Origin of the sequence: Streptomyces melanosporofaciens (assembly GCF_900105695.1) — a bacterium.
Lineage (GTDB): Bacteria > Actinomycetota > Actinomycetes > Streptomycetales > Streptomycetaceae > Streptomyces > Streptomyces antimycoticus.
This window is the reverse complement of sequence record NZ_FNST01000002.1, coordinates 1570063-1590360: the sequence shown is the minus strand read 5'-3', so window position 1 is coordinate 1590360 and position 20298 is coordinate 1570063. Positions and strand designations below refer to the sequence as shown.

Sequence of the window (20298 nt, the reverse complement as noted above, 5' to 3'; positions counted from 1 at the left end):
CCGTACCGTGGGTTCCGCTCGGTGGGCTCAGGGGTACAGGCCGGCCCGGAAGGTGAACGAGACGAGTTGCGCCCGATCGCGTGCGCCGACCTTCGTCATGGCCCGCACCGCATGCGTCTTCACGGTGAACGGCGACACGGACATCTGGGCCGCGATCTCGTCGTTGCCGAGACCGCTTGCGACGAGAACGACCACGTCCCGCTCCCTGGGGGTCAGAGCGTCGAAGCGTCGCAGCAGTTCCCGGTCGATCACCGGGGGCGGGCTGTCGGTCATATGACCGATGAGCGCGGCCGTCGCGGCGGCCGACAGCGCACCGCCACCGCGGACGACCTCACTGATTCCGGCGACGAGTTCGGCAGGGCTGACGGTCTTGCTCAGGAAGCCGTTGGCGCCCGCGCGAAGGGCGGCGAGAACGATGTCGTCCTGGTCGAAAGTGGTCAGCACGATCACCCGCAGCTCTTCGGGCGGGTGCTCCTTGCGGATCCGGCGGGTGGCTTCGACACCGTCGATGCCGGGCATCCGGATGTCCATCAAGACCAGGTCGACGGGGTGGTCCCGGAGGAAGGGGAGGACCTGGAGTCCATCGGAGAGATCACCCGCGACCACCAGACTCGGATCGAGCGCCAGCATCGTTCGGATGCCGGCCCTCATGTCGTCCTGGTCGTCGACGATCAGAATGCGCGTCATGAGACGACGGCTCCCAGGGGGCTGAACTCCGCGTGGACCCGGAATCGTCCGTCGTCACTGTCGATCGTCAGCCGTCCGCTGGAGGACTCGACGCGCTCGCGCATCCCGATGAGTCCGAGTCCGCTGCCGGAGCCGGAGCCGCTGCCGGAGCCGGAGCCGGAGCCGGAGCCGGAGGCCGAGCCGGAGCCCGAGCCGCGGAGTGAATGGGCGACACGGTTCTCCACGGTGACGCAGATCCTGCCCTCGCGCTCGCGCACCTCCACCGTTGCCGTCCCCTCCCCATGCCGGTAGGCATTGGTCAGTGCTTCCTGAACGACCCGGTAGACCGTCACGCCGACGCTGGGCTCCACGAAACCGGCGGGGATGTCGATGGAGGGCTGGACGTCGAGGCCGATGCTCTCGAAAGAGGCGATCAGCCCTTCCAGGCCGCTCAGCGACGGAGTCGGCCGGAGCGCCTCGCCGTCGGAGCTGTCGTCCCCGACGCGCAGGAGCGCGAGGATCCGCTGCGTCTCGACGACGACGGTGCGAGCGCTGGACCTGGCCGAGACGAGGGCCTGCCGGGACGATTCGGCGTCCTCGGGCAGCCCGATTTCCGCGGCACCGAGGTGCAGGCTCAGCATCGCCACTTGGTGGCCGATGACGTCGTGGAGGTCTCGGGCGATGCGGAGTCGTTCTTCGGTCACTCGTCGGGTGGCTTCGATCTCGCGGGTGGCGATGGCGCTCTCGGCCCGCTCCTCCAAGATCCACCAGTGGTCCCGATGGATGCGGAGCGCGGCCCCTGTCGCACCTCCCGCTATGGCCGAGAAGAGGGCGGCGGCTCCCACGATCGCGCCGCCCCGAAATCCTCCCAAGGTCATGAAGGCCCCCAGGAAGAACGCCGCCACGATGCCGGTCCCGGCCAGCGGCTGCTTTCCCCTGAGCGTGACCGAGAACAGCACGAGCACGGCCATCATCCACACCGACAGGGGGTCGTGGCCCACCGCTGTGACGGCGAAGGACGCCGCGCTCGTCACGACCAGTCCTGCCCACGGCTGCCACCAGGAGAGGGCGACACCGCCACCGGCGAGGAGGACCGAGAGGGCCGTCGGCCCGTCCGAGCCCCTCAGGACCACTGCCACGATCTGACCGGTGAACACCAGCGCGGCCACCGCATAGGCGGCTCGGTGCAGCGCCTCGGGGCGGCGGACCCACAGCGGTGCCGCGGGCCCGTCCGGACTGTTCTGCGCCTTGACCATGCCCCGATTCTCGTTCACGTCTGCCGCGGCGGTGTACTTCGAATGATGTAGACGGCGAACCTGATTCCGCCGGTGGAGACGGCGGAACTCATTCGATCGAAGCGGATCGCAGAACTACTTCGATCGAAGTACATCGCGCCTGCCGAGACCGCTGAGACTCCTCATCGAGGCGACCGTCTCACATCATCACGATCACAACGGGACACCCGATGACTCACACCACCGTAACTCCGGCCACGACCACGACCACGACGGCGCTCTCCGGGCTCCGCTCGCTCTACCTGATCCGAATCGCCTTCTCCCTGGTCTGGGTGGCACTCGTCCTCGCGACCTCCGCCTCGCTCGTGTCGAAGGACAGGCCCACAGTGATCGCGGCCGTGCTGCTCGTCGTCTACCCCCTGTGGGACGTGATCGCCACGCTCCTCGAGCGGCGGATGGCCGCCACCGGCGCCACGAACCGCGTCAGTACGATCAACATGGCCGTCGGCCTCGCCACCACCGCCGGAATGGTCATCGCCGTCTTCTCCACCGTCGGGACGGCCCTTCTCGTGTTCGGCATCTGGGCCCTGCTTTCCGGAGCGATCCAGCTCGTCGTGGCGATCCGGCGCCGGCGCACCGTCGGCGCCCAGTGGCCCATGGTCATCAGCGGCGGACAGTCCGTCCTCGCCGGTGCCGCCACCGCCGCCATGTCCGCCTCGGCGACGAGCGGCCTGTCCACCGTCGCGGGATACTCGGCCTTCGGTGCCTTCTGGTTCCTCGTCTCCGTCGTCGCCCTCAGCGTCCGCCGCGGCTAGGTCTTTCGGCCCTCGGCCATGGCGTGGTCCTCCGCCGTCCCCGGTGTGGCCCCAGTGGCGAGTTCGCCCGTGGCCACCTTGCTGTGCCGACGGCCCCAGCACAGGTAGATCAGCAGTCCGGCCGCCATCCAGCCCAGGAACCGGGCCCAGGTGATCAGGGGCAGATTGCCCACCAGCAGCAGGCACAGCAGCACCGCGACGGCGGGGACGACCGGCACCCACGGGGTGCGGAAGCCGCGCCGCAGGTCGGGGCGGGAGCGGCGCAGGTAGACCACGCCGACGCAGACGACGATGAAGGAGGTCAGCATGCCGATGTTGCCCAGCTCGGCGAGGTCCCCGATGGGCAGCACCGCCGTCATGAACGCGACCAGCAGCCCGAGGGTCCAGGTGATCCGGCGCGGGCTGCGGGTGACCGGGTGGACGTGGGAGAACCACTCGGGCAGCAGCCGGTCGCGGCTCATCGCGAGGAACACCCGGCTCTGCCCCAGCAGCATGATCATCACGACCGTGGTCAGCCCGCAGATCGCGCCGATGCCCACGATCCGCACCGCCCAGTCCGCGCCCGCCGCCTTCAGCGCGCCGGTGATGGGGGCGGCGTTGTCCAGCTTGGAGTAGTGCTGCATCCCGGTCACGGTCAGGGCGACGGCGACGTAGAGCACGGCGCAGACGGCGACGGTGGACAGCAGTGCGATGGGCAGGGTGCGCTGCGGGCGCTTGGCCTCCTCGGCGTTGCTGGCCATGATGTCGAAGCCGGAGTACGCGCCGAAGATGATCGCGCCACCGGTCAGGATCCCGGCCATGCCGAACGTGGCGTCCGCGCCGAGACCGGCCCAGCCCAGCAGCGGCTGCTCCCACATGTCGCCGTCGCCGCCCACCGGTTGGGACGCCGGGATGAACGGCGACCAGTTGGCCGCGTCGATATGCGTCACCCCGATCGCGAGGAAGATGACGATGGCCACGAGCTTGACCATCGTCATCGCCGTGTTGATCCGGGAGGTGGTGCGCACCCCGGAGGCCAGGATGGCGGTGAGCACCAGGATGACCAGCACGGCCGGGATGTTGACGGCGGCGTCCGGGCCGGAGACGGAGGCCGGGAGGTGGATATCGAAGGTCGCCAGGAAGTCGGTGACGTACTGCGACCAGCCACTGGCCACCGCGCCCGCGCCCATCGTCATGTCGAGGATGAGGTCCCAGCCGATGAGCCAGGCCACCAGCTCCCCGAGCGAGACATAGGCGAAGGTGTAGGCGCTGCCCGCCACCGGGACGGTGCTGGCGAACTCCATGTAGCACAGCGCCACCAGGGCCGTGGCCACCGCACCGATGGTGTAGGAGATCGCGATGCTGGGCCCGGCGTAGTTCGCGGCCGCGGTGCCGGTGAGCACGAAGATGCCCGCGCCGATGGTGACGCCGATGCCCATGAGGGTGAGCTGCAGCGGGCCCAGGGCGCGGGCCAGCCGCGTTTCGGGGCTCGCGGCGTCCTCGATGGTGGCTTCGATGGATTTGTTGCGCATGGCGGTGGTCACTCCTTCGCTGGGCCCTTGCGCGCGGCGGACGACGACGCCCTGAGCGGGACGGTTACGTCCCGAGCAGGACGCCTACGCCGTGAGCGGGACGACTACGCCCTGAGCACCTCGGGGAGGCGCTCGGCCAGTCGCTCGTAGTCGGAGACGGTGTTGTAGAGATGGGCCGAGAGCCGTAGAAAGCCCCGCCCGTCCCAGGAGGTGATCGCGGTCTCGCAGCCGGTATCGGCCGCGATCGCGCGCTGCAGCACATGGGAGGCCTCGTGGTCGGCGGCGAGCCCGGCGGGCAGCGGGACCAGCCGCATCGCCGGGGCCTCACTGCCCCCGACGGCGGTCAGGTCCGCGCCCAGGGCGTCGGCCAGCAGCCCCTGGGCCACCTCGGCCAGCTTGGACATCCGCTCGCGAGCGGCGTCCCAGCCGTACGTCTCCTCGATGAACTCCAGCGAGCGCGGCGCCGCGAGCCAGGCGGTGAGGTCCAAGGTGCCCTGGACGTCGAAGCGTTGCGGGAACGGGTCCGGGGTGCCCCAGGAGTCGGTGAGCGGCCACAGGTCCTGGGCGTCGGGGCCGCGCGCGACCAGCGCCGCCGTACCGCGCGGCGCACAGCACCACTTGTGCAGATTGCCGACCCAGAAGTCGGCCGCCCCGGCCAGGCCGACCGGATCGGCCAGCATGCCGGGCGCGTGTGCGCCGTCGACCAGGACCTTCGCCCCGACGGCGTGGGCGAGCCGGGCGATCTCCGCCACGGGGAAGAGCCGGGCGGTGGGCGAGGTGATCTGGTCGACGACCACCAGGGCGGTGGTCTCGCTCAGCGCCCCCTCGACGAGGGCCGCGATCTCCTCGGCGGTCGCCTCCAGCGGGATGCGCAGCGTCCGCACCCGGGCCCCGGCCCGCTCGGCGGCCCGTGCGGTGCCCATCGCCACCGCGCCGTAGGTGTGGTCGGTCAGCAGCACCTCGGCGCCGGGCGGCAGCGCCAGGGAGCCCAGTACGGTGCTCACTCCGGCGCTGGCGTTGGCCACGAGAGCGGTGTGCTCCGCCGGTACCCGCAGAAACCGCGCCACGGCGGCCCGCGCCCGGCCCACCCGCTCGGGCAGCTCGCGGAACCACGCGTCCGGGTTGGTCTCCATCTCCTCGCGCAGCGCCCGCTGGGCGTCCTGAACGGTGCGCGGCACGGCGCCGAACGAGCCGTGGTTGAGATGGACGACCGAGGGATCGAGCGTCCAGTGCGACGGGGCGGCGGTCATGGGTCCCTTCCTGGTTCACTGAGGGAGGTGCGTGAGTGGTTCGCCGAGTTGTCCGATGACTTCATCGAGCTCCCGGGAACCGTAGAGGGATCACGCCGGTCTGAACAGGCCCTTGACGTAAAATGGGCGTAACGAAGCCGGCCGATAGCATGGAGTCATCTAATGACTTGAGTTCGGGCGGCCAGGAACGGGTGGGCAGGAAGGGGTGGCCGGATGGCCGCGACCGATGAGGCGGCGGACGGGCTGCGCGCCATGATCGCCAAGGGTGAGCTGGCGCCCGGCCGGCAGCTCCCCGCCGAGCCCGAGCTCTGCGCGCGGCTCGGCGTCTCGCGCGGCTCGCTGCGCGAGGCCGTACGCTCGCTGGCCGCCCTCGGGATGCTGGAGTCCCGCCACGGCGCCGGCACCTTCGTATCGGCGCTGCGCCCCGGGCAGATGCTGGCCGGGTTCGCCGCCACCGTGGACGTCCTGCCGCTCGATGGGCTGCTGGAGCTGTTCGACGTCCGCCGCCCCCTGGAGGCCCAGGCCGCCGCGCTGGCCGCAGCCCGGGCCGACGAGCAGGTGCTCGCCCGGCTGCGCGAGGTGCAGAAGCGGCTGGCCACCTCCGAGGACGAGGCGGAACGGCATGCGCTGGACCGGGAGTTCCACGCCACCCTGTGCCAGGCCAGTGGCAATGAGGCGCTGGCCGCCCTCGCCGATGTGCTGCGCGCGCGGGGCAGTCACTACAGCATCTACGGCGCCCCCGAGGCAGAGACCATCCGGCTGGCCAGCGACCTCGGCCATGAGGCGCTGATCAACGCCGTGGCCGCCCGCGATCCGGCGGCCGCCGCCGCGGCCGCCACCTCGCATCTGTCCCAGACCGAGGTCTGGCTGCGGCGGTACGGCCCGGCCCCGGACGGCGGCCCGGCCGCCGGATGAGCCGCCTCAGTCGTCGATACCGCTGCGCTCGACGCCCGCGACGATATGCCGCTGGAGCACGAGGAAGACCACCAGCAGCGGCACGATCGACACCGCCGCCGCCACGAACAGCTCATGGATGTTGACGGTCTGGGCGGTGGTGAACGTCGACAGCGCCACCTGCACCGTCCACGCGTCCCGGTCCTGGCCGATGACCAGCGGCCACAGGAAGGAGTTCCAGGCGCCGATGAAGACGATCGTGCCGACCGCCGCGAAGACCGGCCGGGAGTTCGGCACCACGACCCGCCAGTACGTACGCCAGTAGCCGAGCCCGTCCACCCGCGCCGCGTCCTCCAGCTCCCGGGGAAACCCGAGGAAGTACTGGCGGAAGATGAACGCCGCGACCGCGCTGAACAGCGTCGGCACCACCAGACCGCGCAGGGTGGACACCCAGCCGAGCGAGCTGACCAGCACAAAGCTGGGCACGAAGGTGACCGCCGCCGGGACCATCAAGGTGCCCAGGATCCAGTAGAAGACCACATTGGCGTAGGCGTACGGGATGCGGGCCAGGCCGTATCCGGCGAGCGAGGCCAGCAGCAGGGTGCCCACGGTGGTGAGGACCGCGATCAGCGAGGAGTTGAGCAGCGCGTGCGCCATCGGCACATTGGGGTCGTCGAACAACTCCCGGATGTTGGACCAGTGCAGCTCGCTCGGGAAGAACCGCCACTCCGGCGAGGTGATGTCCGCCTCGCTCGACAGACCGTTGCGCACCAGGAGATAGAAGGGGATCAGGAAGAGCAGCGCGAGCGCGAGCAGCAGCACCAGCCGCACGGCGCGCCCCACGCCGACGAGGGCGTCCCGGACATCGCGCGTGTTCTCACGGATTCGCATCAGTCCTCCTTCCGGCCCAGGCCGAACCAGCGGGCCTGCACCACCGTCACCACGGCGATGATCAGCGCCAGGATCACCGCGCCCGCACTGCCCAGGCCCAGGTTCTGCCCCTGGCCCAGCGCCGTGTAGTAGAGGTAGACCAGCGGCGGACGGGCGTACGGCGGGTAGCCGCGCGAGTCCGACAGCAGGTTGTAGAACTCGTCGAACGCCTGGAACGCGTTGATCACCAGCAGCAGTACCACCGCGACCGAGGTCGCCCGCAGCTGCGGAAAGGTGATGTACCGGAACACCTGCCACCCCGGCCGCGCCCCGTCCACGGCCGCCGCCTCGTAGAGCCGAGGCGAGATGCGCTGCAGCCCGGCCAGGAACAGCACCATGTAGAACCCCGCCTGCAGCCACAGCCGTACGGTCACGATGACCAGCCAGTACCAGGGCGGCTCTGTGGTCGACAGCCAGGCGATCTGATCGGCGCCGAACCAGTCCAGCACGGTGTTGGCCAGTCCGAAGCGCACCCCGTTGAAGATCGACATCTTCCAGATCAGCGCCGCCACCACATACGAGCACGCCACCGGCAGGAAGAACACCGACCGGAAGAACGCCTGCGCCCAGCGCAGCCGGTTGACCATCAGCGCGAGCGCCAGCGAGAGCACATAGGTCGCCGGGACGATGAACGCCGTGAAGACCAGGAAGGTCACCAGGCTGCCGGTGAACGCGTCGTCGCCCAGCATCGCCGTGTAGTTGTCGAAGCCGACGAAGTCCGTGGGCGAGACGGTGTTGTGGGCGTCGAAGAAGCTGAGATACACGCTCCAGGCGAGCGGGACATAGGTGAAGAGGGTCAGCCCCAGGACGAAGGGGCCGACGAATATCCAGAACCACAGATGGCGGTTCTGCGGGCCCAGCAGCTTGCGTGTCGGTGTGGTGGTCAGCGGCCCCCGCATCAGTTCTTCTTCTGCACGCGCCGCAGCTCGGCCTCGGCCTTGCGGACCACCGACCGCAGCTCGCCGTCCGGGTCGGCGCCGCCCTTGATGATCCGGCTGAGCGCGTCCTGGTAGGCCGTCCTGCTCGCCGAGGTCCACAGCAGCGGCTCGGCATGGCCGTGGTCGGTGGCGTAGCGCACCGCCTCACCGGCCGCGCCCTGCCGCAGCTTGGCCGCCTTCGTGGCCAGCGAGATCCGGGCGGGGATGTGGAAGCCGTAGCGGAGGGCGAAGTCCTCCTGGTAGTCGGTCCGCTCCACCCACAGCCACTTCACATACGCCTTCGCCACCGCCTTGTGCCGGGACCGGGCGCTGACCGCCGCCCCGTACGCGCCGACCGGCACCGCGGGCGCGCCGTGCGCCCCGTCCTGGGGGAACGGCAGCACCCCGAAGTCGTCCCCCAGCGCCTTCTTCACCTGCGGCAGTGCCCATAGCCCGGACCACTGCATGGCGGTGAGCCCCTGGGTGAACGCGGCCGGGTCCGACCAGTCGGAGGGCGCCCCGAGCAGCAGCGACTTCTCGGCGTAGAGCTGACGCAGCTTGCCGAGCGTCCGGGCGGCGGCCGGGTCGTCGAAGCCGACCTTGCCGCCCTCGGTGACCAGCGTGAGCCCGGCGGCGTTGAGCGGGGTGCCGCCGAGGACGCCGGGGCCGCCGTCATTGCCCAGAAAGAGCCCCTTGACGTCCCCGGTGGTGAGCTTCTTCGCCGCGTCGATCAGCGCGTCGAGGGAGCGCGGCGGCTCCACCCCGGCGTCCTCCAGCATGCTCTTGCGGTAGTAGAGCAACTGGGTGTCGATGACCTGCGGAATGGCCCAGATCTTGCCCTGATACGTCTTCGGGGCGAGCACGGCCGGGTTGAAGTCGTCCTTGGCCTCGCTCAGGAGATCGGTGAGGTCGACCACCTGACCGCCCTGGATCTGGTCCAGCGTCGGGCCGTTGACCTCGAAGACATCCGGGCCGGACTTCGTGAGCAGCGCGGCTGCGGTCTGCTGGTCGTAGGCGCCCGGCCGCCACTGCACCTGGACGTTGGCCTGGTCGAACGCGTCGGCGTAGCGCCTGACGGCCTGTTCGGTGCCGGGCTCGCCGTACTGGTGGTACCACTGCTCGATCACGGGCTGGCCGGCGTGGTCGTCGCCGTCCCGCCCGGTGTTCGACCCACAGGCGGAGGCAAGCGCCCCCGTCAGGGCCAGCCCTCCGCCCGCACCCAGCAGCCTTCGGCGGCTCATGGACATTGGCGTGCGCCCCCTCGTCTCCCGGTCTCCGTTCCCGGTCTCCGTACGACCCAACGATCAACGATGGAGGCGGATTACGACAGAGGTATTGCCGGGGGATGTCACTTTTCGGTACCGGAATGTGACGCTGAGTCGACGTGGGGGTGGGGCAGGTCGCGGCGTGCTAGTCGTCGGAGTCGGAGTCGGCGTCGATCTCGTCGAAGACGCGCTGGGCGGTGGCGAAGGCCGAGTTGGCCGCCGGGACACCGCAGTAGATCGCGGACTGCAGCAGCACCTCGCCGATCTCCTCCCGGGTCAGGCCGTTGGTGAGCGCGGCCCGGATGTGCATGGCCAGCTCGGCGTCATGGCCGTGGGCGATCAGTGCGGTGAGGGTGATACAGCTCCGGGTGCGCCGGTCCAGACCGTCGCCGGTCCAGATCTCGCCCCATGCGTAGCGGGTGATGAAGTCCTGGAAGCGGGCGGTGAACGGGGTCGTCCGGGCCACCGCACGATCCACATGCGCGTCCCCGAGGACGGCCCGGCGCACCGCCATCCCGGCGGCGTGGCGGGGGGTGTCGTCAACGGGTTGCGGTGGCGCCGCGCTGGAGAGGTGGGCGAGCAGCGCGGCCGTGACCGCCTCCGGGCGCTCGACCCCCGCCAGATGGGCCGCCCCGGCGATCTCCAGCAGACTCGCGCCGGGTACCGCGTCCGCGATCCGGCGGGCGTGTGCGGGCGGGGTCGCGGGGTCGTCGCGACCGGCCACGACGAGGGTGGGCGCCGTGATCCGCTCCAGGTCGGCCGTCATGTCGTACGCGGCGAGAACGTCGCAGCAGGCGGCGTAGCCCGCACGGTCCGTGGCGCGCAGATCCTCGATCAGCGCGGAGCCGACGGGGGATTGGGCGAAGCGGTGCGAGAACCACGTGCCCGGGCGGCTCGCCACCATCGCCTCCGTCCCCTCGGCCCGCACCAGCGCGGCCCGCTCACGCCAGACGGCGGGGTCCCCGAAACGGGCCGAGGAGCAGACGACGGCGAGGCAGCCGACCCGGTCGGGGTGGTGGGCGGCGAGGTACAGCCCGACCGCGCCCCCGATCGAGATGCCCGCGTACGCGAACCGCTCCCACCCCTGATCGTCGGCGAGACGGAGGACGAGGTCGGCGAGCTGGTCGATGGTGGCCGAGCCATCGGCCGAGCCGTCGGAGGGCAGCAGCGCGGCGGGGGAGCGGCCGTGGCCGGGCAGATCCCAGCGCAGGACGCGGTGTTCACGGGCGAGCGCGGGGAGCTGGGGCTCCCAGACGGCGAGGGAGGTGCCGATGGAGGGGCCGAGGATGAGGGGTGGGGCGGGGGCGGGGCCGGTGAGGTCGTGGTGCGGACGGGTGTCGGTCACGGGGTGCTCCGGTGGGTGGGCGGGTGTTGTGCGGGTGCGGGTGCGGGTGCGGGTGCGGGTGCGGGTGCGGGTGCGGGTGCGTGGGCGGTTGCGGCGGGCTGTTCTCCGCCGCCCCGCCCCTTCCCGAAACCGTGGGCTGCGCCCCCAGCCCCCGCTTCGGGGGCTCCGCCCCGAACCCCCGCTCCTCAATCGCCGGAGGGGCTGGATGTGCACCCAGGTTGCGGGCAGCCCGGAGTGGGGGCTGGGGCGCAGGCCCCAGTTCCGGGAAGGGGCGGGGTGGGGGACTTGCCGCCCGGGGGCGTTACGCATCGCGCCCCAGCGCCCGGTCGACCAGCGCCGCTGCCGCACCCACATACGTGCCCGGGTCCATCAGCTCACGCAGCCGGTCCGCCGGCAGCGCACCCGCCAGCGCCTCCGCCAACTCTCCACCCCCCTCCGCGACCCGCCGCGACGCCTCCGTCAGCAGTTCCTTCGCACGGGCGCGGCCGACCACCTCCGCCAGCTCCGTCGCGATCCGCTCACTCACGATCAAGCCGCCCGTCAGCCGCAGATGTTCGGTCATCCGGTCGGGAAACACCTTCAGACCGGACGTCAGCTCCACCGCGTCCCGGGCGGAGCCCCCCGCGAGCCGCAACAGCTCCCGTAGCGGCTGCCACTCGGCGTGCCAGGCGCCGCCCGGCCGTTCGTCCTCCGCGGCCAGCGCGCCCAGCAGGGTCGCGGCGAGCCCCGGGGCCTGACGGGCGGCGGCGGCCATCAGCGTGGCGCGCACGGGGTTCGACTTATGTGGCATCGCGGACGATCCGCCACCCGCCCCCTCGGCCACCTCGCCGATCTCCGTCCGCGAGAGCACCAGCACATCCGCCGCCACCTTCCCCAGCGCCCCCACGGTGAAGGCGAGCGCCGAGCCCAGGTCGGCGACGGGGGTGCGCAGGGTGTGCCACGGCAGAGCGGGCTCGGCCAGCCCGGTCGCCTCGGCGAACCGCGCCAGCAGCCCGGCCCCCTCCTCGAAGGCGGCCAACGTGCCTGCCGCGCCGCCCAGTTGGGCGGGCGGCCGCAACGCCGCGAGCCGGTCACGGGCGTCCAGGACGAGCGCCCGCCAGCCCGCCGCCTTCAGCCCGAAGGTGGTGGGCACGGCGTGCTGGGTGAGAGTGCGGCCGGGCATCGGGGTGTCGCGATGCGCGGCGGCGAGCCGGGCCAGCTCCGCCGCCGTACGGTCCAGATCGGCCACGATCAGCGGCAGCGCACGCGAGGCCACCAGCATCATGGCCGTGTCCACGATGTCCTGGCTGGTCGCGCCCCGGTGGACATACGGCGCGGCCTCGCCGTCCGTATGGGCCACCGCCGCCGTGAGATCGGCGACCAGCGGAATGACCGGGTTGCCCCCGGAGCGGGCGCGCAGCGCCAGATCGCGTACGTCGTACAGCTCGACGCGGGCCGCGCCCGCCACCGCCTCCGCCGCCCCGGCCGGTGCCACCACCCGCGCCAGCGCGGCCTCCGCGTCCAGCATGGCCTGCACAAACGCGGTGTCGCCCGTGGCGGCCTCCACCGCCGACCCGGCCCGCACCGGGGACAGCAGCCCCACGTCGTGGCCGTCCGAAGGACGAGAACTACCGGAACTCAAGGAAGACCGTCTCCCCTTCGCCCTGCAAGCGGATGTCGAAGCGATACGTCCCCGGCGGGGACCCCGCCGTCGCCACCAGCGTCTCGCGGCGCGCCGGATCCAGCGAGGCGAGCAGCGGGTCGGCGGCGTTGGCCTCCGCGTTCCCGGGGAAGTACACCCGGGTGAAGAGATGGTGCAGCAGCCCCCGGGCGTGGACGCACACGCTGATGTACGGGGCGGCGGGCGCGGCCGGGCCGCCCGGAGGCAGCGTACGGGCCGCCCAGTGGCCGTCCGCGTCGGTGGCGATCCGGCCGAAACCGGTGAAGTCCACGCCGTTGCGCCCGAGGAAGCCGCCGGTCACCGGGTCGCGCCGCATGGACCCGCCCGCGCCCTTGAGCGAGCCGTCCGGGCCCGCCTGCCACAGCTCGATCAGCGCGTCCGGGACGGGCGCTCCCTCGCCGTCGTAGACGTGGCCGTGGAGCGTGAGGGCGCCGGGGTGGCCCGCGGGGGCCATCTCGCCGCCGTCGGGGAAGGGCAGGGCGTAGCCGTAGAAGGGGCCCACGGTGTGGGACGGGGTCGGAGCGAGCTTCTGCGCGGGTGCGGGCGCGAGCCCCTGCTCGGGTACGAGCCTCTCGGCCATCAGCGGCCCTCCTCGATCCAGGTGGCGGACGGCCCGTCCAGCACGATGTCCCAGCGGTAGCCCAGCGACCATTCCGGCTGTGACAGCGCGTGGTCGTACGCCGCGACCAGCCGCTCCCGCGCCGACGGGTCCGTCACCGACTGCAGGATCGGGTCGTAGCCGAACAGCGGATCGCCGGGGAAGTACATCTGGGTGACCAGGCGCTGGGTGAACGCCGAGCCGAAGACGGAGAAGTGCAGATGCGCGGGGCGCCACGCGTTCTCGTGGTTGCGCCACGGATAGGCGCCCGGCTTGATGGTGGTGAAGCGGTAGGAACCGTCGTCGCCGGTCAGCGTCCGCCCCACACCGGTGAAGTTGGGGTCGAGCGGCGCGGGGTGCTGGTCGCGCAGATGGGCGTAGCGGCCCGACGCGTTGGCCTGCCACAGCTCGATGAGCTGTCCCCGGACGGGGCGGCCCCGGCTGTCCAGGAGCCGTCCGGAGACGGTGATGCGCTCGCCGAGCGGTTCGCCCCGGTGCTGTGCCGTGAGGTCGTTGTCGATCGCGGTGATGTCGGTGTGGCCGAAGACGGGGGTGTGCAGCTCCACGGTCTCCGGGTCGCCGTGGACCGCGACCAGCGGCTGTTCGGGGTGGCGCAGCACACTGCTGCGGTACGGGGGGAAGTCGCGCGGTGGATGGTCGGCGGCGGGAGCCCCTGCGGCGCGCGCCGTGTCGTACGACTCCCGTATGTGGGCGAGTTCGCGGTCGATGTCGGACTGGGTGAGAGCCATGTCTGCCGTCAGCCTTACCTTTCAGCCGTTCCAGCCATTGCCGGCCGTGCCGTGCCGTTCCGGGATTACCTCTCCAGGACGAGGGCCAGGCCCTGTCCGACGCCGATGCACAAGGTGGCCAGGCCCGTTCCCGAGCCGCGGGCGGCGAGCTGATGGGCGACGGCCCCGGTGAGCCGGGCCCCGGAGGCGCCGAGCGGGTGGCCGATGGCGATGGCGCCGCCGCGCGGGTTGACGATCGCGGGGTCGAAGCCGGGGTCCTCGGCGGACCATTCGGCGAGGCAGCCAAGCACCTGCGCGGCGAACGCCTCGTTGAGTTCGAGCGTGACCAGATCGGCGAAGGAGCGGCCCGCCTTGGCCAGGGCGCGGCGTACGGCCTCGACCGGGCCGAGCCCGAAGTACTGCGGCTCGATACCGGTGACGGCGGAGGCGCCGATCCGGGCCAGGGGCTCGCGCCCGGTGGCCTTCAGCCCCTCCTCGTCGACGAGGAGCAGCGCGGACGCGCCGTCGTTGAGGGGCGAGGAGTTGCCCGCGGTGACGGTGCCGTCGGGCTTGCGGAAGGCGGGCTTGAGCTTGGCCAGGGCCTCGGTCGAGGTGGTGTCGCGGATGGACTCGTCGCGGACGAGCTCGGTGTCCGGATACGGCAGCACCTCGGCGTCGTACGCCCCGTCCTGCCACGCCCGCGCCGCCTTCTCATGGCTGCCGAACGCGAACGCGTCCTGCGCCTCGCGGGTGATGCCGTGCTTGTCGGCGATCAGCTCGGCGCCCTCGCCGAGGGCGACGGTCCACTCCGGCGGCATATCCGGGTTGGTCATCCGCCAGCCGAGGGTCGTGGAGTACATCTGCTGATGCCCGGCGGGGAAGGCGCGCTCGGGCTTGGGCAGCACCCAGGGGGCGCGGCTCATCGACTCCACCCCGCCCGCGAGGGCGATATGCGCGTCGCCGACCGCGATCGCGCGGGCGGCCTGCAGCACGGCTTCCAGGCCCGAGGCGCAGAGCCGGTTGACGGTCGCGCCGGGGACGGTGACGGGCAGCCCGGCCAGCAGCACGGCCATACGGGCGACATCGCGGTTGTCCTCGCCCGCGCCGTTGGCGTTGCCGAAGTAGACGTCGTCGATGCGTGCCGGGTCGAGGTCGGGGGTGCGGGCGAGCAGGCCGCGCACCACATGGGCGGCCAGATCGTCGGGGCGCACTCCGGCCAGCGCGCCGCCGTATTTGCCGACGGGGGTGCGGACGGCGTCGACGATATAGACGTCACGCAGGGGAGCGGGGGTCATCGGGTCTCCTTCCCGGGCTTCCCGGCGGCTGCTGGCTTCCCGGCTGCTGCGGGCTTCCCGGCGGCCTTGAGGGCGCGCAGCGCCGCCAGCTCATCGGGGGTGGGCGGCTCGGTGGTGCCCACGGTGTCGGCGACGGTCAGCTCCCAGCCGGTGGCGGCCCGCACCTGCTCCGGGGTGACGCCCGGATGCAGTTCGGTGAGCACCAGCTCGGCGGTGGCCGGGTCGGGCCGGAGCACTCCGAGGTCGGTGATCACGGCGACGGGGCCGGCGCCCGGCATGCCGAGCTTCTTACGGTCGCCGGGGCCGCTGCCGTGGCCCAGGGTCGTCACGAAGTCCAGCCTCTGCACGAAGTTGCGCGTGGAGTGGCGCAGCACCATCAGCACCTTGCCGCAGTTGGAGGCGATCTCGGGGGCGCCGCCCGCGCCGGGGAGGCGACCCTCGGGCTTGTCCGGGCCGCGGTCGACGACGGTGGTGTTGATGTTGGCGTAGCGGTCGACCTGGGCGGCGCCGAGGAAGCCGACGTCGATCCGGCCGCCCTGCAGCCAGTAGTTGAACATCTCCGGCACCGAGATCACCGCGTCGGCGGTGTCGGCGAGTTCACCGTCGCCGATGGACAGCGGGAGCCGGGTGGGCTTGGAGCCGATGGTGCCGGATTCGTAGACGAGGACGAGGCCGGGGTTGACGGTGGCACGGGCGAGGTTGGCGGCGGTGCTGGGGAGACCGATGCCGACGAAGCAGGTGGTGGCGTCGGCGAGCGCGCGGGCGGCGTTGACCTCCATCAGCTCGTCGCTGGTGAACCCGGGCGTGCCGGCGGGGGTCGAGGTCATGAGGTGAGAGCTCCCTCGGTGGTGCGCACGTGTCCGTCGATCCACTCGGTGAACGCCTCGCGGTCGCGGGCGATCGGATCCCATGCCTGGTAGAAGGCGTTGTCGCGGGTCGAATAGCCGGCGGCGTAGGAGGGGTGGGCACCGCCGGGGACGACCGAGACCGCGTCGATCACCCAGGTCGGCAGGACGATCCCGCCGGGGCGTGGCGTCAGCTCCTCGACGATCTCCTCCACGGTCACCAGCACCCGGTCCGCCGCGAGCACCGCCTCCTTCTGCACCCCGGTCAGCCCCCAGAGCTGCACATTGCCGGCGCGGTCGGCCTGCTGGGCGTGGATGACGGTGACGTCGGGGTTGAGCGCCGCGACGGCGGCCAGCTCCTCCCCGGTGAAGGGGCAGACGACGGTGGAGACGGTGTCCGTACGGGTCGGGATGTCGCTTCCGCGATAGCCGCGCAACACGGCGAACGGCAGCTTGGAGGCGCCCGCCACATAGCGGTTCGCCATGCCCGCGTGGCTGTGCTCGTCCAGCTCCAGCGGCCGCGGCCAGCCGTTCTCGACGGCGTCGCGGAGGCGGTGCAGCGAGCCGACGCCGGGGTTGCCACCCCAGGAGAACACCAGCTTGCGGACGAGTCCGGCGCCGATGAGCTGGTCGTAGATGACGTCCGGAGTCATCCGGACGAGGGTCAGGTCGGTGATGCCCTGGCGGATGACCTCGTGCGCGGCGGCGTACGGGATCAGGTGGGTGAAGCCCTCCATCGCGAGGGTGTCCCCATCGTGGACGAGGTCCGCCACGGCGTCCTGCAGGCTTCGGATGTCGGCCATCGTCACTCCGCTTCAGTCCGCGGTCAGGGTGCTCAGATACTCAGTGTGCTGACTAATGTGGTGCCGGTTCCGCACGCTGCCATCGGCTGGTGCGCTCGTCAAGAGAGTCTAGGTCGAATGTCGGCCTCTCGACATGGGGTCTTCCACAGGGCAGAATCGCTCAGTGCACGGACTAATGGCGTAGTGGGAAGGCCGGGAGGGCACGGCATGGGTGGCGCGGTGGATCTGAACACGCACCCCGGGCATCTGGCCCGCCGCTTCCAGCAGGCGCACTCCCTGCTGTGGGGCGCGATGGTCTCCGAGGAGATCACCTCGCCGCAGTTCGCGGTGGTCAACGCGCTGACGGAGAGGCCGGAGATCGACCAGCGGACGTTGAGCGAACACGTCCACCTCGACCGCTCCACCATCGCCGACCTGGTCGCCCGCCTGGCCCGCCGCGGCCTCCTGGAGCGGGTCCGCGACCCGGACGACGGCCGCCGCAATGTCCTGCGCCTGACGGAGGAGGGGGCCAGGGTCCACCAGAAGCTGGTCACGCGGACGGCCCGGATGAACCGGGTCTTCCTGTCCCCGCTGGACGAGACGGAGCGCGAGACGCTGCTGCGGCTGATCGCCCGGGTCACGGACGCGGCGGAGGAGCTGCGCGCGTAAGGCGCCCTTGGGCGCCGATGGCCCGGGTGCCGCTCCGGCCGCGCACCTCGCCCGCCACGACCTGAGCGACCCCCAAGGGGATCCGAGCGGCCCCTGTCCACGCCGTGCGCATGGGCCCCTATGCTGTGTCCGGCCTCCCCTCCCCACCCCCTCCCGAAGCCGGGGCTCCGCCCCAGACCCCCGCCGGGGCTCCGCCCCAGACCCCCGCCGGGGCTCCGCCCCAGACCCCCGCCGGGGCTCCGCCCCTGGGCCCCGCTCCTCAAACGTCGGAGGGGCTGGGGTTGGCTCCCCGCCTCAGGCGTCAAGGTGCGTCGGGCATCCCCTGAGGCGCCGACGGCCTCGTCCCGATCACCACCGTCGCCTCCCGCTCCTCGCACTCGGCCAGCCGCGTCTCCAGCCCGTCATCAGCGGCGACGGCGAGGGCCGAGGCCGCCTGTCGCCCGCTCGTCTCGAACAGCAGTGAGCCGCCCGGGGCCAGCCATCGGCCCGCCTCGGCGGTCACCCGGCGCAGGACATCGAGCCCGTCCACGCCACCGTCCAGCGCCAGCCGTGCCTCGTGCACCCGGGCCTCCGGCGGCAGCAGCCCGACCTCCTCGGTCGGCACATACGGGACGTTGGCCAGCAGGACGTCCACCCGGCCGCGCAGCCCGGCGGGCAGCGGCTCGTAGAGATCGCCCTCGTACACCGTGCCGCCCACGGGCTCGACGTTGCGCCGCGCGCAGGCCACCGCGACGGGGTCGATATCGGCCGCGTGCAGCTCCACCTCGCCGAGGGATGAGGCCAGCGCGGCGCCCAGCGCGCCCGAACCGCAGCACAGATCGACCACCACGGCCCCGGGCCGGGCCGGCGCCACGGCCTGATCGACCAGGAACTCGGTGCGCCGGCGCGGCACGAAGACCCCGGCGTCGACGGATATCCGGAGCCCCCGGAACTCCGCCCAGCCGAGCACATGCTCCAGCGGCAGCCCGGCGGCGCGCCGCTCCACCATGGCGAGGAGCCCGGCCGGGGTACGAGCCGTGGCGAGGATCAACCGCGCCTCGTCCTCGGCGAACACGCACCCGGCGGCGCGGAGCCTGGAGACGACGGCGGGGAAGGTGATGAGCGAAGGTGATGCTGATGAAGCCGACATGGGAGCCTGGAAAGCCTTTCGGGAGGTCTCAGGGCGCTCCCGGCGGTCAGCTATGCCGCGTACGTCGCGGCGACCACTCGGCCGTCAAGGGCGAGCACCCAGCCTGAACTGGCGTTGATGGGTCTCACCTCCTCGGTGCGTACGGGCGACGGCCACATTACTCGATCCGCCGGGGCCGTGACGGCTCACCAGCCGACCGTCCGCCGTGCCTGACCGATCAGACCCTGGGCGTCGGCGAGATCGGCTGTCCGCAGCCGCCGCCGTGCGTCAGTGCGCGAGCGCTTCGTACCGCACCCCTGTCAGCCGCTCGGACGCGGCCCACAGCCCCCGGGCCGCCGTGTCGCTGCGTGTCCACTTGGCGCGGGCCGAGCGCACGGGGGAGCCGTGCCAGATGCCCTGGAGTGGGGGGCCGAAGAAGTCGTCCTGGTGGACGTCCGGGGCGGTGGCCGCGTACAGGGTGGGGAGGGCGCCTTGGCCCGGGGACTGGGCGAAGTAGCGGTTGCCGATTTCCATGAAGCGCTTGGTCGCCCGGCGGCCCTCCATCGTCGGGGCGGCGGTCTGGAGGTTGGTCGAGGCGTAGCCGGGGTGTGCGGCGGCCGCCACCAGGCGGGCGTTCGTCGCGCGCAGGCGGCGGGACAGCTCGTGGATGAAGAGGAGATTGGCGGACTTGGAGCGGGAGTAGGCGGTCCAACGGCGGTATCCGCGCTCCATGTTCAGGTCGCGCGGGTCGACCGTCCCCAGCATGTGCATAAAGCTCGACACGCTGACCACCCGCGCCCCCGGGCCCGCCTCCAGCAGCTTCGGCAGCAGCAGCCCGGTCAGCGCGAAGTGTCCCAGGTGGTTGACGCCGAACTGCATCTCGAAGCCGTCGGCGGTGCTGCGGCGCGGGAGGGCCATCACGCCCGCGTTGTTGATGAGAAGGTCGAGCCGGTCGCCCGGGTGCTCGGCCGCGAAGGCGCGTACGGACGTCAGGTCCGCGAGGTCCAGCGGCGCGACCCGGACATACGCGCCCGGCGCCTGCGCCCGGATCCGCTGCGCGGCCTCGGCCCCGCGCGCCTCGCTGCGGCAGGCGAGCACCACCTGTGCGCCGCGCCGTGCCAACTCCCGGGCGGTGACGAAGCCGAGGCCGCTGTTGGCGCCGGTCACCACGGCGGTGCGGCCGGTCTGATCGGGGATGTCGCTCGCGGTCCAGCCCTTCATCACGCGCTCCTTCGCGGTGTGCCCTACGCGCCGGTAGCCCCCTGTGTCCGGCGACAGCCTAAGGGTGGAGTGGTGAAGGTGCGAGGCGTGTGGATCGGGATCGTGCTCGGCGGCCGATCCCATCCGGCCCGCGGAGGGCGAGGGCGGGCGCGGCGAGAGGCCGCCGCGCCCGCCCTCGCCCTGGTCAGGCAGTGCGCTTCTCGAGGCGGGTGCCCTCGCGAAGGGTGATCGCGGCCCGCCGCCGCGCGGCGGACGACCAGCCGGGAGCGGGTCTTTCGACACCCTCGGCCTCGACGAGACCGAGGCGGCGCTCTACCTCCAGCTGCTGGCCCTGCCCGCGCCGACCGACCGGAACATCCGCACCTGGAACGGGTGGAAGACCGCCCGGCACCAGACGGCGCCGTACCAGCCCATGGAGGCGTGGAAGGCGGAGCTGATCGGGGTGCGGCGCTCCTGCAACCGGCGGCTGGAGAACCCCCTTCCGCTGCCCACCCGCACCCTGCCCGAGCTGTTCGCCCACGCCTGGGCGCTGGTGGAGAAGGGTGAGGGGCCGGTCTGAACCGG

The 20298-nt window shown here is 72.0% G+C and carries 20 protein-coding genes; 4 read left to right on the top strand and 16 right to left on the bottom strand.

What is annotated here, in order from left to right:
- Nucleotides 1–27: 27 nt before the first annotated feature.
- Together BLV72_RS09825 and BLV72_RS09820 are read right to left on the bottom strand one after the other, a co-directional pair.
- Nucleotides 28–687, bottom strand: coding sequence for a response regulator transcription factor (locus BLV72_RS09825; protein ID WP_093461627.1), 660 nt, complete (start codon nt 685–687; stop codon nt 28–30).
- Nucleotides 684–1922 (bottom strand): sensor histidine kinase, encoded by a 1239-nt coding sequence (locus BLV72_RS09820; RefSeq protein ID WP_093461625.1) that lies wholly within the window; start codon nt 1920–1922, stop codon nt 684–686. Before BLV72_RS09820 ends, BLV72_RS09825 begins: the two co-directional genes overlap by 4 nt.
- Before the next feature lie 209 nt (nt 1923–2131).
- Here BLV72_RS09820 and BLV72_RS09815 point away from each other — a divergent pair, with 209 nt between their 5' ends.
- Nucleotides 2132–2716, top strand: coding sequence for a DUF308 domain-containing protein (locus tag BLV72_RS09815; protein ID WP_093461624.1), 585 nt, complete (start codon nt 2132–2134; stop codon nt 2714–2716).
- Here BLV72_RS09815 and BLV72_RS09810 read toward each other — a convergent pair.
- Together BLV72_RS09810 and BLV72_RS09805 are read right to left on the bottom strand one after the other, a co-directional pair.
- Nucleotides 2713–4227: an APC family permease gene (locus tag BLV72_RS09810; RefSeq protein WP_093461622.1), complete on the bottom strand. Its 1515-nt coding sequence runs from the start codon at nt 4225–4227 to the stop codon at nt 2713–2715. The genes BLV72_RS09815 and BLV72_RS09810 overlap by 4 nt on opposite strands.
- A gap of 104 nt (nt 4228–4331) precedes the next feature.
- Entirely contained in the window at nt 4332–5477 is a 1146-nt protein-coding gene (locus BLV72_RS09805; protein WP_093461621.1) for an aminotransferase class V-fold PLP-dependent enzyme, read from the bottom strand.
- 213 nt (nt 5478–5690) lie between these two features.
- On the opposite strand from BLV72_RS09805, the gene BLV72_RS09800 reads away from it, so the two are divergent.
- Complete coding sequence (locus BLV72_RS09800) at nt 5691–6392, top strand: FadR/GntR family transcriptional regulator (RefSeq protein ID WP_093461619.1); 702 nt, start codon at nt 5691–5693, stop codon at nt 6390–6392.
- Between the two features lie 6 nt (nt 6393–6398).
- On the opposite strand, the gene BLV72_RS09795 is transcribed toward BLV72_RS09800, so the two are convergent.
- From BLV72_RS09795 to BLV72_RS09745, 10 genes are all read right to left on the bottom strand, one after another.
- Nucleotides 6399–7262, bottom strand: a complete 864-nt coding sequence (locus tag BLV72_RS09795; protein ID WP_093461618.1) for a carbohydrate ABC transporter permease — start codon at nt 7260–7262, stop codon at nt 6399–6401.
- Nucleotides 7262–8200, bottom strand: coding sequence for a carbohydrate ABC transporter permease (locus tag BLV72_RS09790; protein WP_093461616.1), 939 nt, complete (start codon nt 8198–8200; stop codon nt 7262–7264). Before BLV72_RS09790 ends, BLV72_RS09795 begins: the two co-directional genes overlap by 1 nt.
- Complete coding sequence (locus tag BLV72_RS09785) at nt 8200–9465, bottom strand: ABC transporter substrate-binding protein (RefSeq protein ID WP_093461615.1); 1266 nt, start codon at nt 9463–9465, stop codon at nt 8200–8202. The genes BLV72_RS09790 and BLV72_RS09785 overlap by 1 nt, the downstream gene beginning before the upstream one ends.
- A gap of 163 nt (nt 9466–9628) precedes the next feature.
- Complete coding sequence (gene pcaDC, locus BLV72_RS09780; protein WP_093461613.1) at nt 9629–10828, bottom strand: bifunctional 3-oxoadipate enol-lactonase/4-carboxymuconolactone decarboxylase PcaDC; 1200 nt, start codon at nt 10826–10828, stop codon at nt 9629–9631.
- Nucleotides 10829–11129: 301 nt separating this feature from the next.
- Nucleotides 11130–12410, bottom strand: coding sequence for a 3-carboxy-cis,cis-muconate cycloisomerase (pcaB, locus tag BLV72_RS09770; RefSeq protein WP_208905600.1), 1281 nt, complete (start codon nt 12408–12410; stop codon nt 11130–11132).
- Between the two features lie 25 nt (nt 12411–12435).
- Nucleotides 12436–13068, bottom strand: coding sequence for a protocatechuate 3,4-dioxygenase subunit alpha (gene pcaG / locus BLV72_RS09765; RefSeq protein ID WP_093461610.1), 633 nt, complete (start codon nt 13066–13068; stop codon nt 12436–12438).
- The gene (gene pcaH, locus BLV72_RS09760; protein WP_093461609.1) at nt 13068–13835 is read right to left on the bottom strand and encodes a protocatechuate 3,4-dioxygenase subunit beta; all 768 of its coding nucleotides are present in this window, start codon (nt 13833–13835) and stop codon (nt 13068–13070) included. The genes pcaG and pcaH overlap by 1 nt, the downstream gene beginning before the upstream one ends.
- A 65-nt stretch (nt 13836–13900) precedes the next feature.
- Complete coding sequence (locus BLV72_RS09755) at nt 13901–15109, bottom strand: thiolase family protein (RefSeq protein ID WP_093461607.1); 1209 nt, start codon at nt 15107–15109, stop codon at nt 13901–13903.
- A complete protein-coding gene (locus tag BLV72_RS09750) occupies nt 15106–15936 on the bottom strand; it encodes a CoA-transferase subunit beta (RefSeq protein WP_093461606.1) in 831 nt (276 codons plus the stop codon). Before BLV72_RS09750 ends, BLV72_RS09755 begins: the two co-directional genes overlap by 4 nt.
- Complete coding sequence (locus BLV72_RS09745) at nt 15933–16757, bottom strand: CoA transferase subunit A (protein WP_093461604.1); 825 nt, start codon at nt 16755–16757, stop codon at nt 15933–15935. The genes BLV72_RS09750 and BLV72_RS09745 overlap by 4 nt, the downstream gene beginning before the upstream one ends.
- A gap of 207 nt (nt 16758–16964) precedes the next feature.
- Between BLV72_RS09745 and BLV72_RS09740 the strand changes: the two genes are divergently transcribed.
- A complete protein-coding gene (locus BLV72_RS09740) occupies nt 16965–17405 on the top strand; it encodes a MarR family winged helix-turn-helix transcriptional regulator (RefSeq protein WP_093461603.1) in 441 nt (146 codons plus the stop codon).
- A gap of 301 nt (nt 17406–17706) precedes the next feature.
- Here the strand turns inward: BLV72_RS09740 and BLV72_RS09735 are convergent, their stop codons facing one another.
- Nucleotides 17707–18534 carry a putative protein N(5)-glutamine methyltransferase gene (locus BLV72_RS09735; protein ID WP_093461601.1) on the bottom strand — a complete coding sequence of 276 codons (828 nt, stop codon included), beginning with the start codon at nt 18532–18534 and terminating at the stop codon, nt 17707–17709.
- 267 nt (nt 18535–18801) lie between these two features.
- The gene (locus BLV72_RS09730; RefSeq protein WP_093461600.1) at nt 18802–19734 is read right to left on the bottom strand and encodes an oxidoreductase; all 933 of its coding nucleotides are present in this window, start codon (nt 19732–19734) and stop codon (nt 18802–18804) included.
- Between the two features lie 412 nt (nt 19735–20146).
- Between BLV72_RS09730 and BLV72_RS47850 the strand changes: the two genes are divergently transcribed.
- A complete protein-coding gene (locus BLV72_RS47850) occupies nt 20147–20293 on the top strand; it encodes a hypothetical protein (RefSeq protein ID WP_167746333.1) in 147 nt (48 codons plus the stop codon).
- The last annotated feature ends 5 nt before the right edge of the window (nt 20294–20298 follow it).

Coding starts and splice junctions, on each gene's coding strand:
- BLV72_RS09825 (WP_093461627.1), bottom strand. CDS start 687: ATGACGCGCATTCTGATCGTCGACGACCAGGACGACATGAGGGCCGGC.
- BLV72_RS09820 (WP_093461625.1), bottom strand. CDS start 1,922: ATGGTCAAGGCGCAGAACAGTCCGGACGGGCCCGCGGCACCGCTGTGG.
- BLV72_RS09815 (WP_093461624.1), top strand. CDS start 2,132: ATGACTCACACCACCGTAACTCCGGCCACGACCACGACCACGACGGCG.
- BLV72_RS09810 (WP_093461622.1), bottom strand. CDS start 4,227: ATGCGCAACAAATCCATCGAAGCCACCATCGAGGACGCCGCGAGCCCC.
- BLV72_RS09805 (WP_093461621.1), bottom strand. CDS start 5,477: ATGACCGCCGCCCCGTCGCACTGGACGCTCGATCCCTCGGTCGTCCAT.
- BLV72_RS09800 (WP_093461619.1), top strand. CDS start 5,691: ATGGCCGCGACCGATGAGGCGGCGGACGGGCTGCGCGCCATGATCGCC.
- BLV72_RS09795 (WP_093461618.1), bottom strand. CDS start 7,262: ATGCGAATCCGTGAGAACACGCGCGATGTCCGGGACGCCCTCGTCGGC.
- BLV72_RS09790 (WP_093461616.1), bottom strand. CDS start 8,200: ATGCGGGGGCCGCTGACCACCACACCGACACGCAAGCTGCTGGGCCCG.
- BLV72_RS09785 (WP_093461615.1), bottom strand. CDS start 9,465: ATGTCCATGAGCCGCCGAAGGCTGCTGGGTGCGGGCGGAGGGCTGGCC.
- pcaG (WP_093461610.1), bottom strand. CDS start 13,068: ATGGCCGAGAGGCTCGTACCCGAGCAGGGGCTCGCGCCCGCACCCGCG.
- pcaH (WP_093461609.1), bottom strand. CDS start 13,835: ATGGCTCTCACCCAGTCCGACATCGACCGCGAACTCGCCCACATACGG.
- BLV72_RS09755 (WP_093461607.1), bottom strand. CDS start 15,109: ATGACCCCCGCTCCCCTGCGTGACGTCTATATCGTCGACGCCGTCCGC.
- BLV72_RS09750 (WP_093461606.1), bottom strand. CDS start 15,936: ATGACCTCGACCCCCGCCGGCACGCCCGGGTTCACCAGCGACGAGCTG.
- BLV72_RS09745 (WP_093461604.1), bottom strand. CDS start 16,757: ATGGCCGACATCCGAAGCCTGCAGGACGCCGTGGCGGACCTCGTCCAC.
- BLV72_RS09740 (WP_093461603.1), top strand. CDS start 16,965: ATGGGTGGCGCGGTGGATCTGAACACGCACCCCGGGCATCTGGCCCGC.
- BLV72_RS09735 (WP_093461601.1), bottom strand. CDS start 18,534: ATGTCGGCTTCATCAGCATCACCTTCGCTCATCACCTTCCCCGCCGTC.
- BLV72_RS09730 (WP_093461600.1), bottom strand. CDS start 19,734: ATGAAGGGCTGGACCGCGAGCGACATCCCCGATCAGACCGGCCGCACC.
- BLV72_RS47850 (WP_167746333.1), top strand. CDS start 20,147: ATGGAGGCGTGGAAGGCGGAGCTGATCGGGGTGCGGCGCTCCTGCAAC.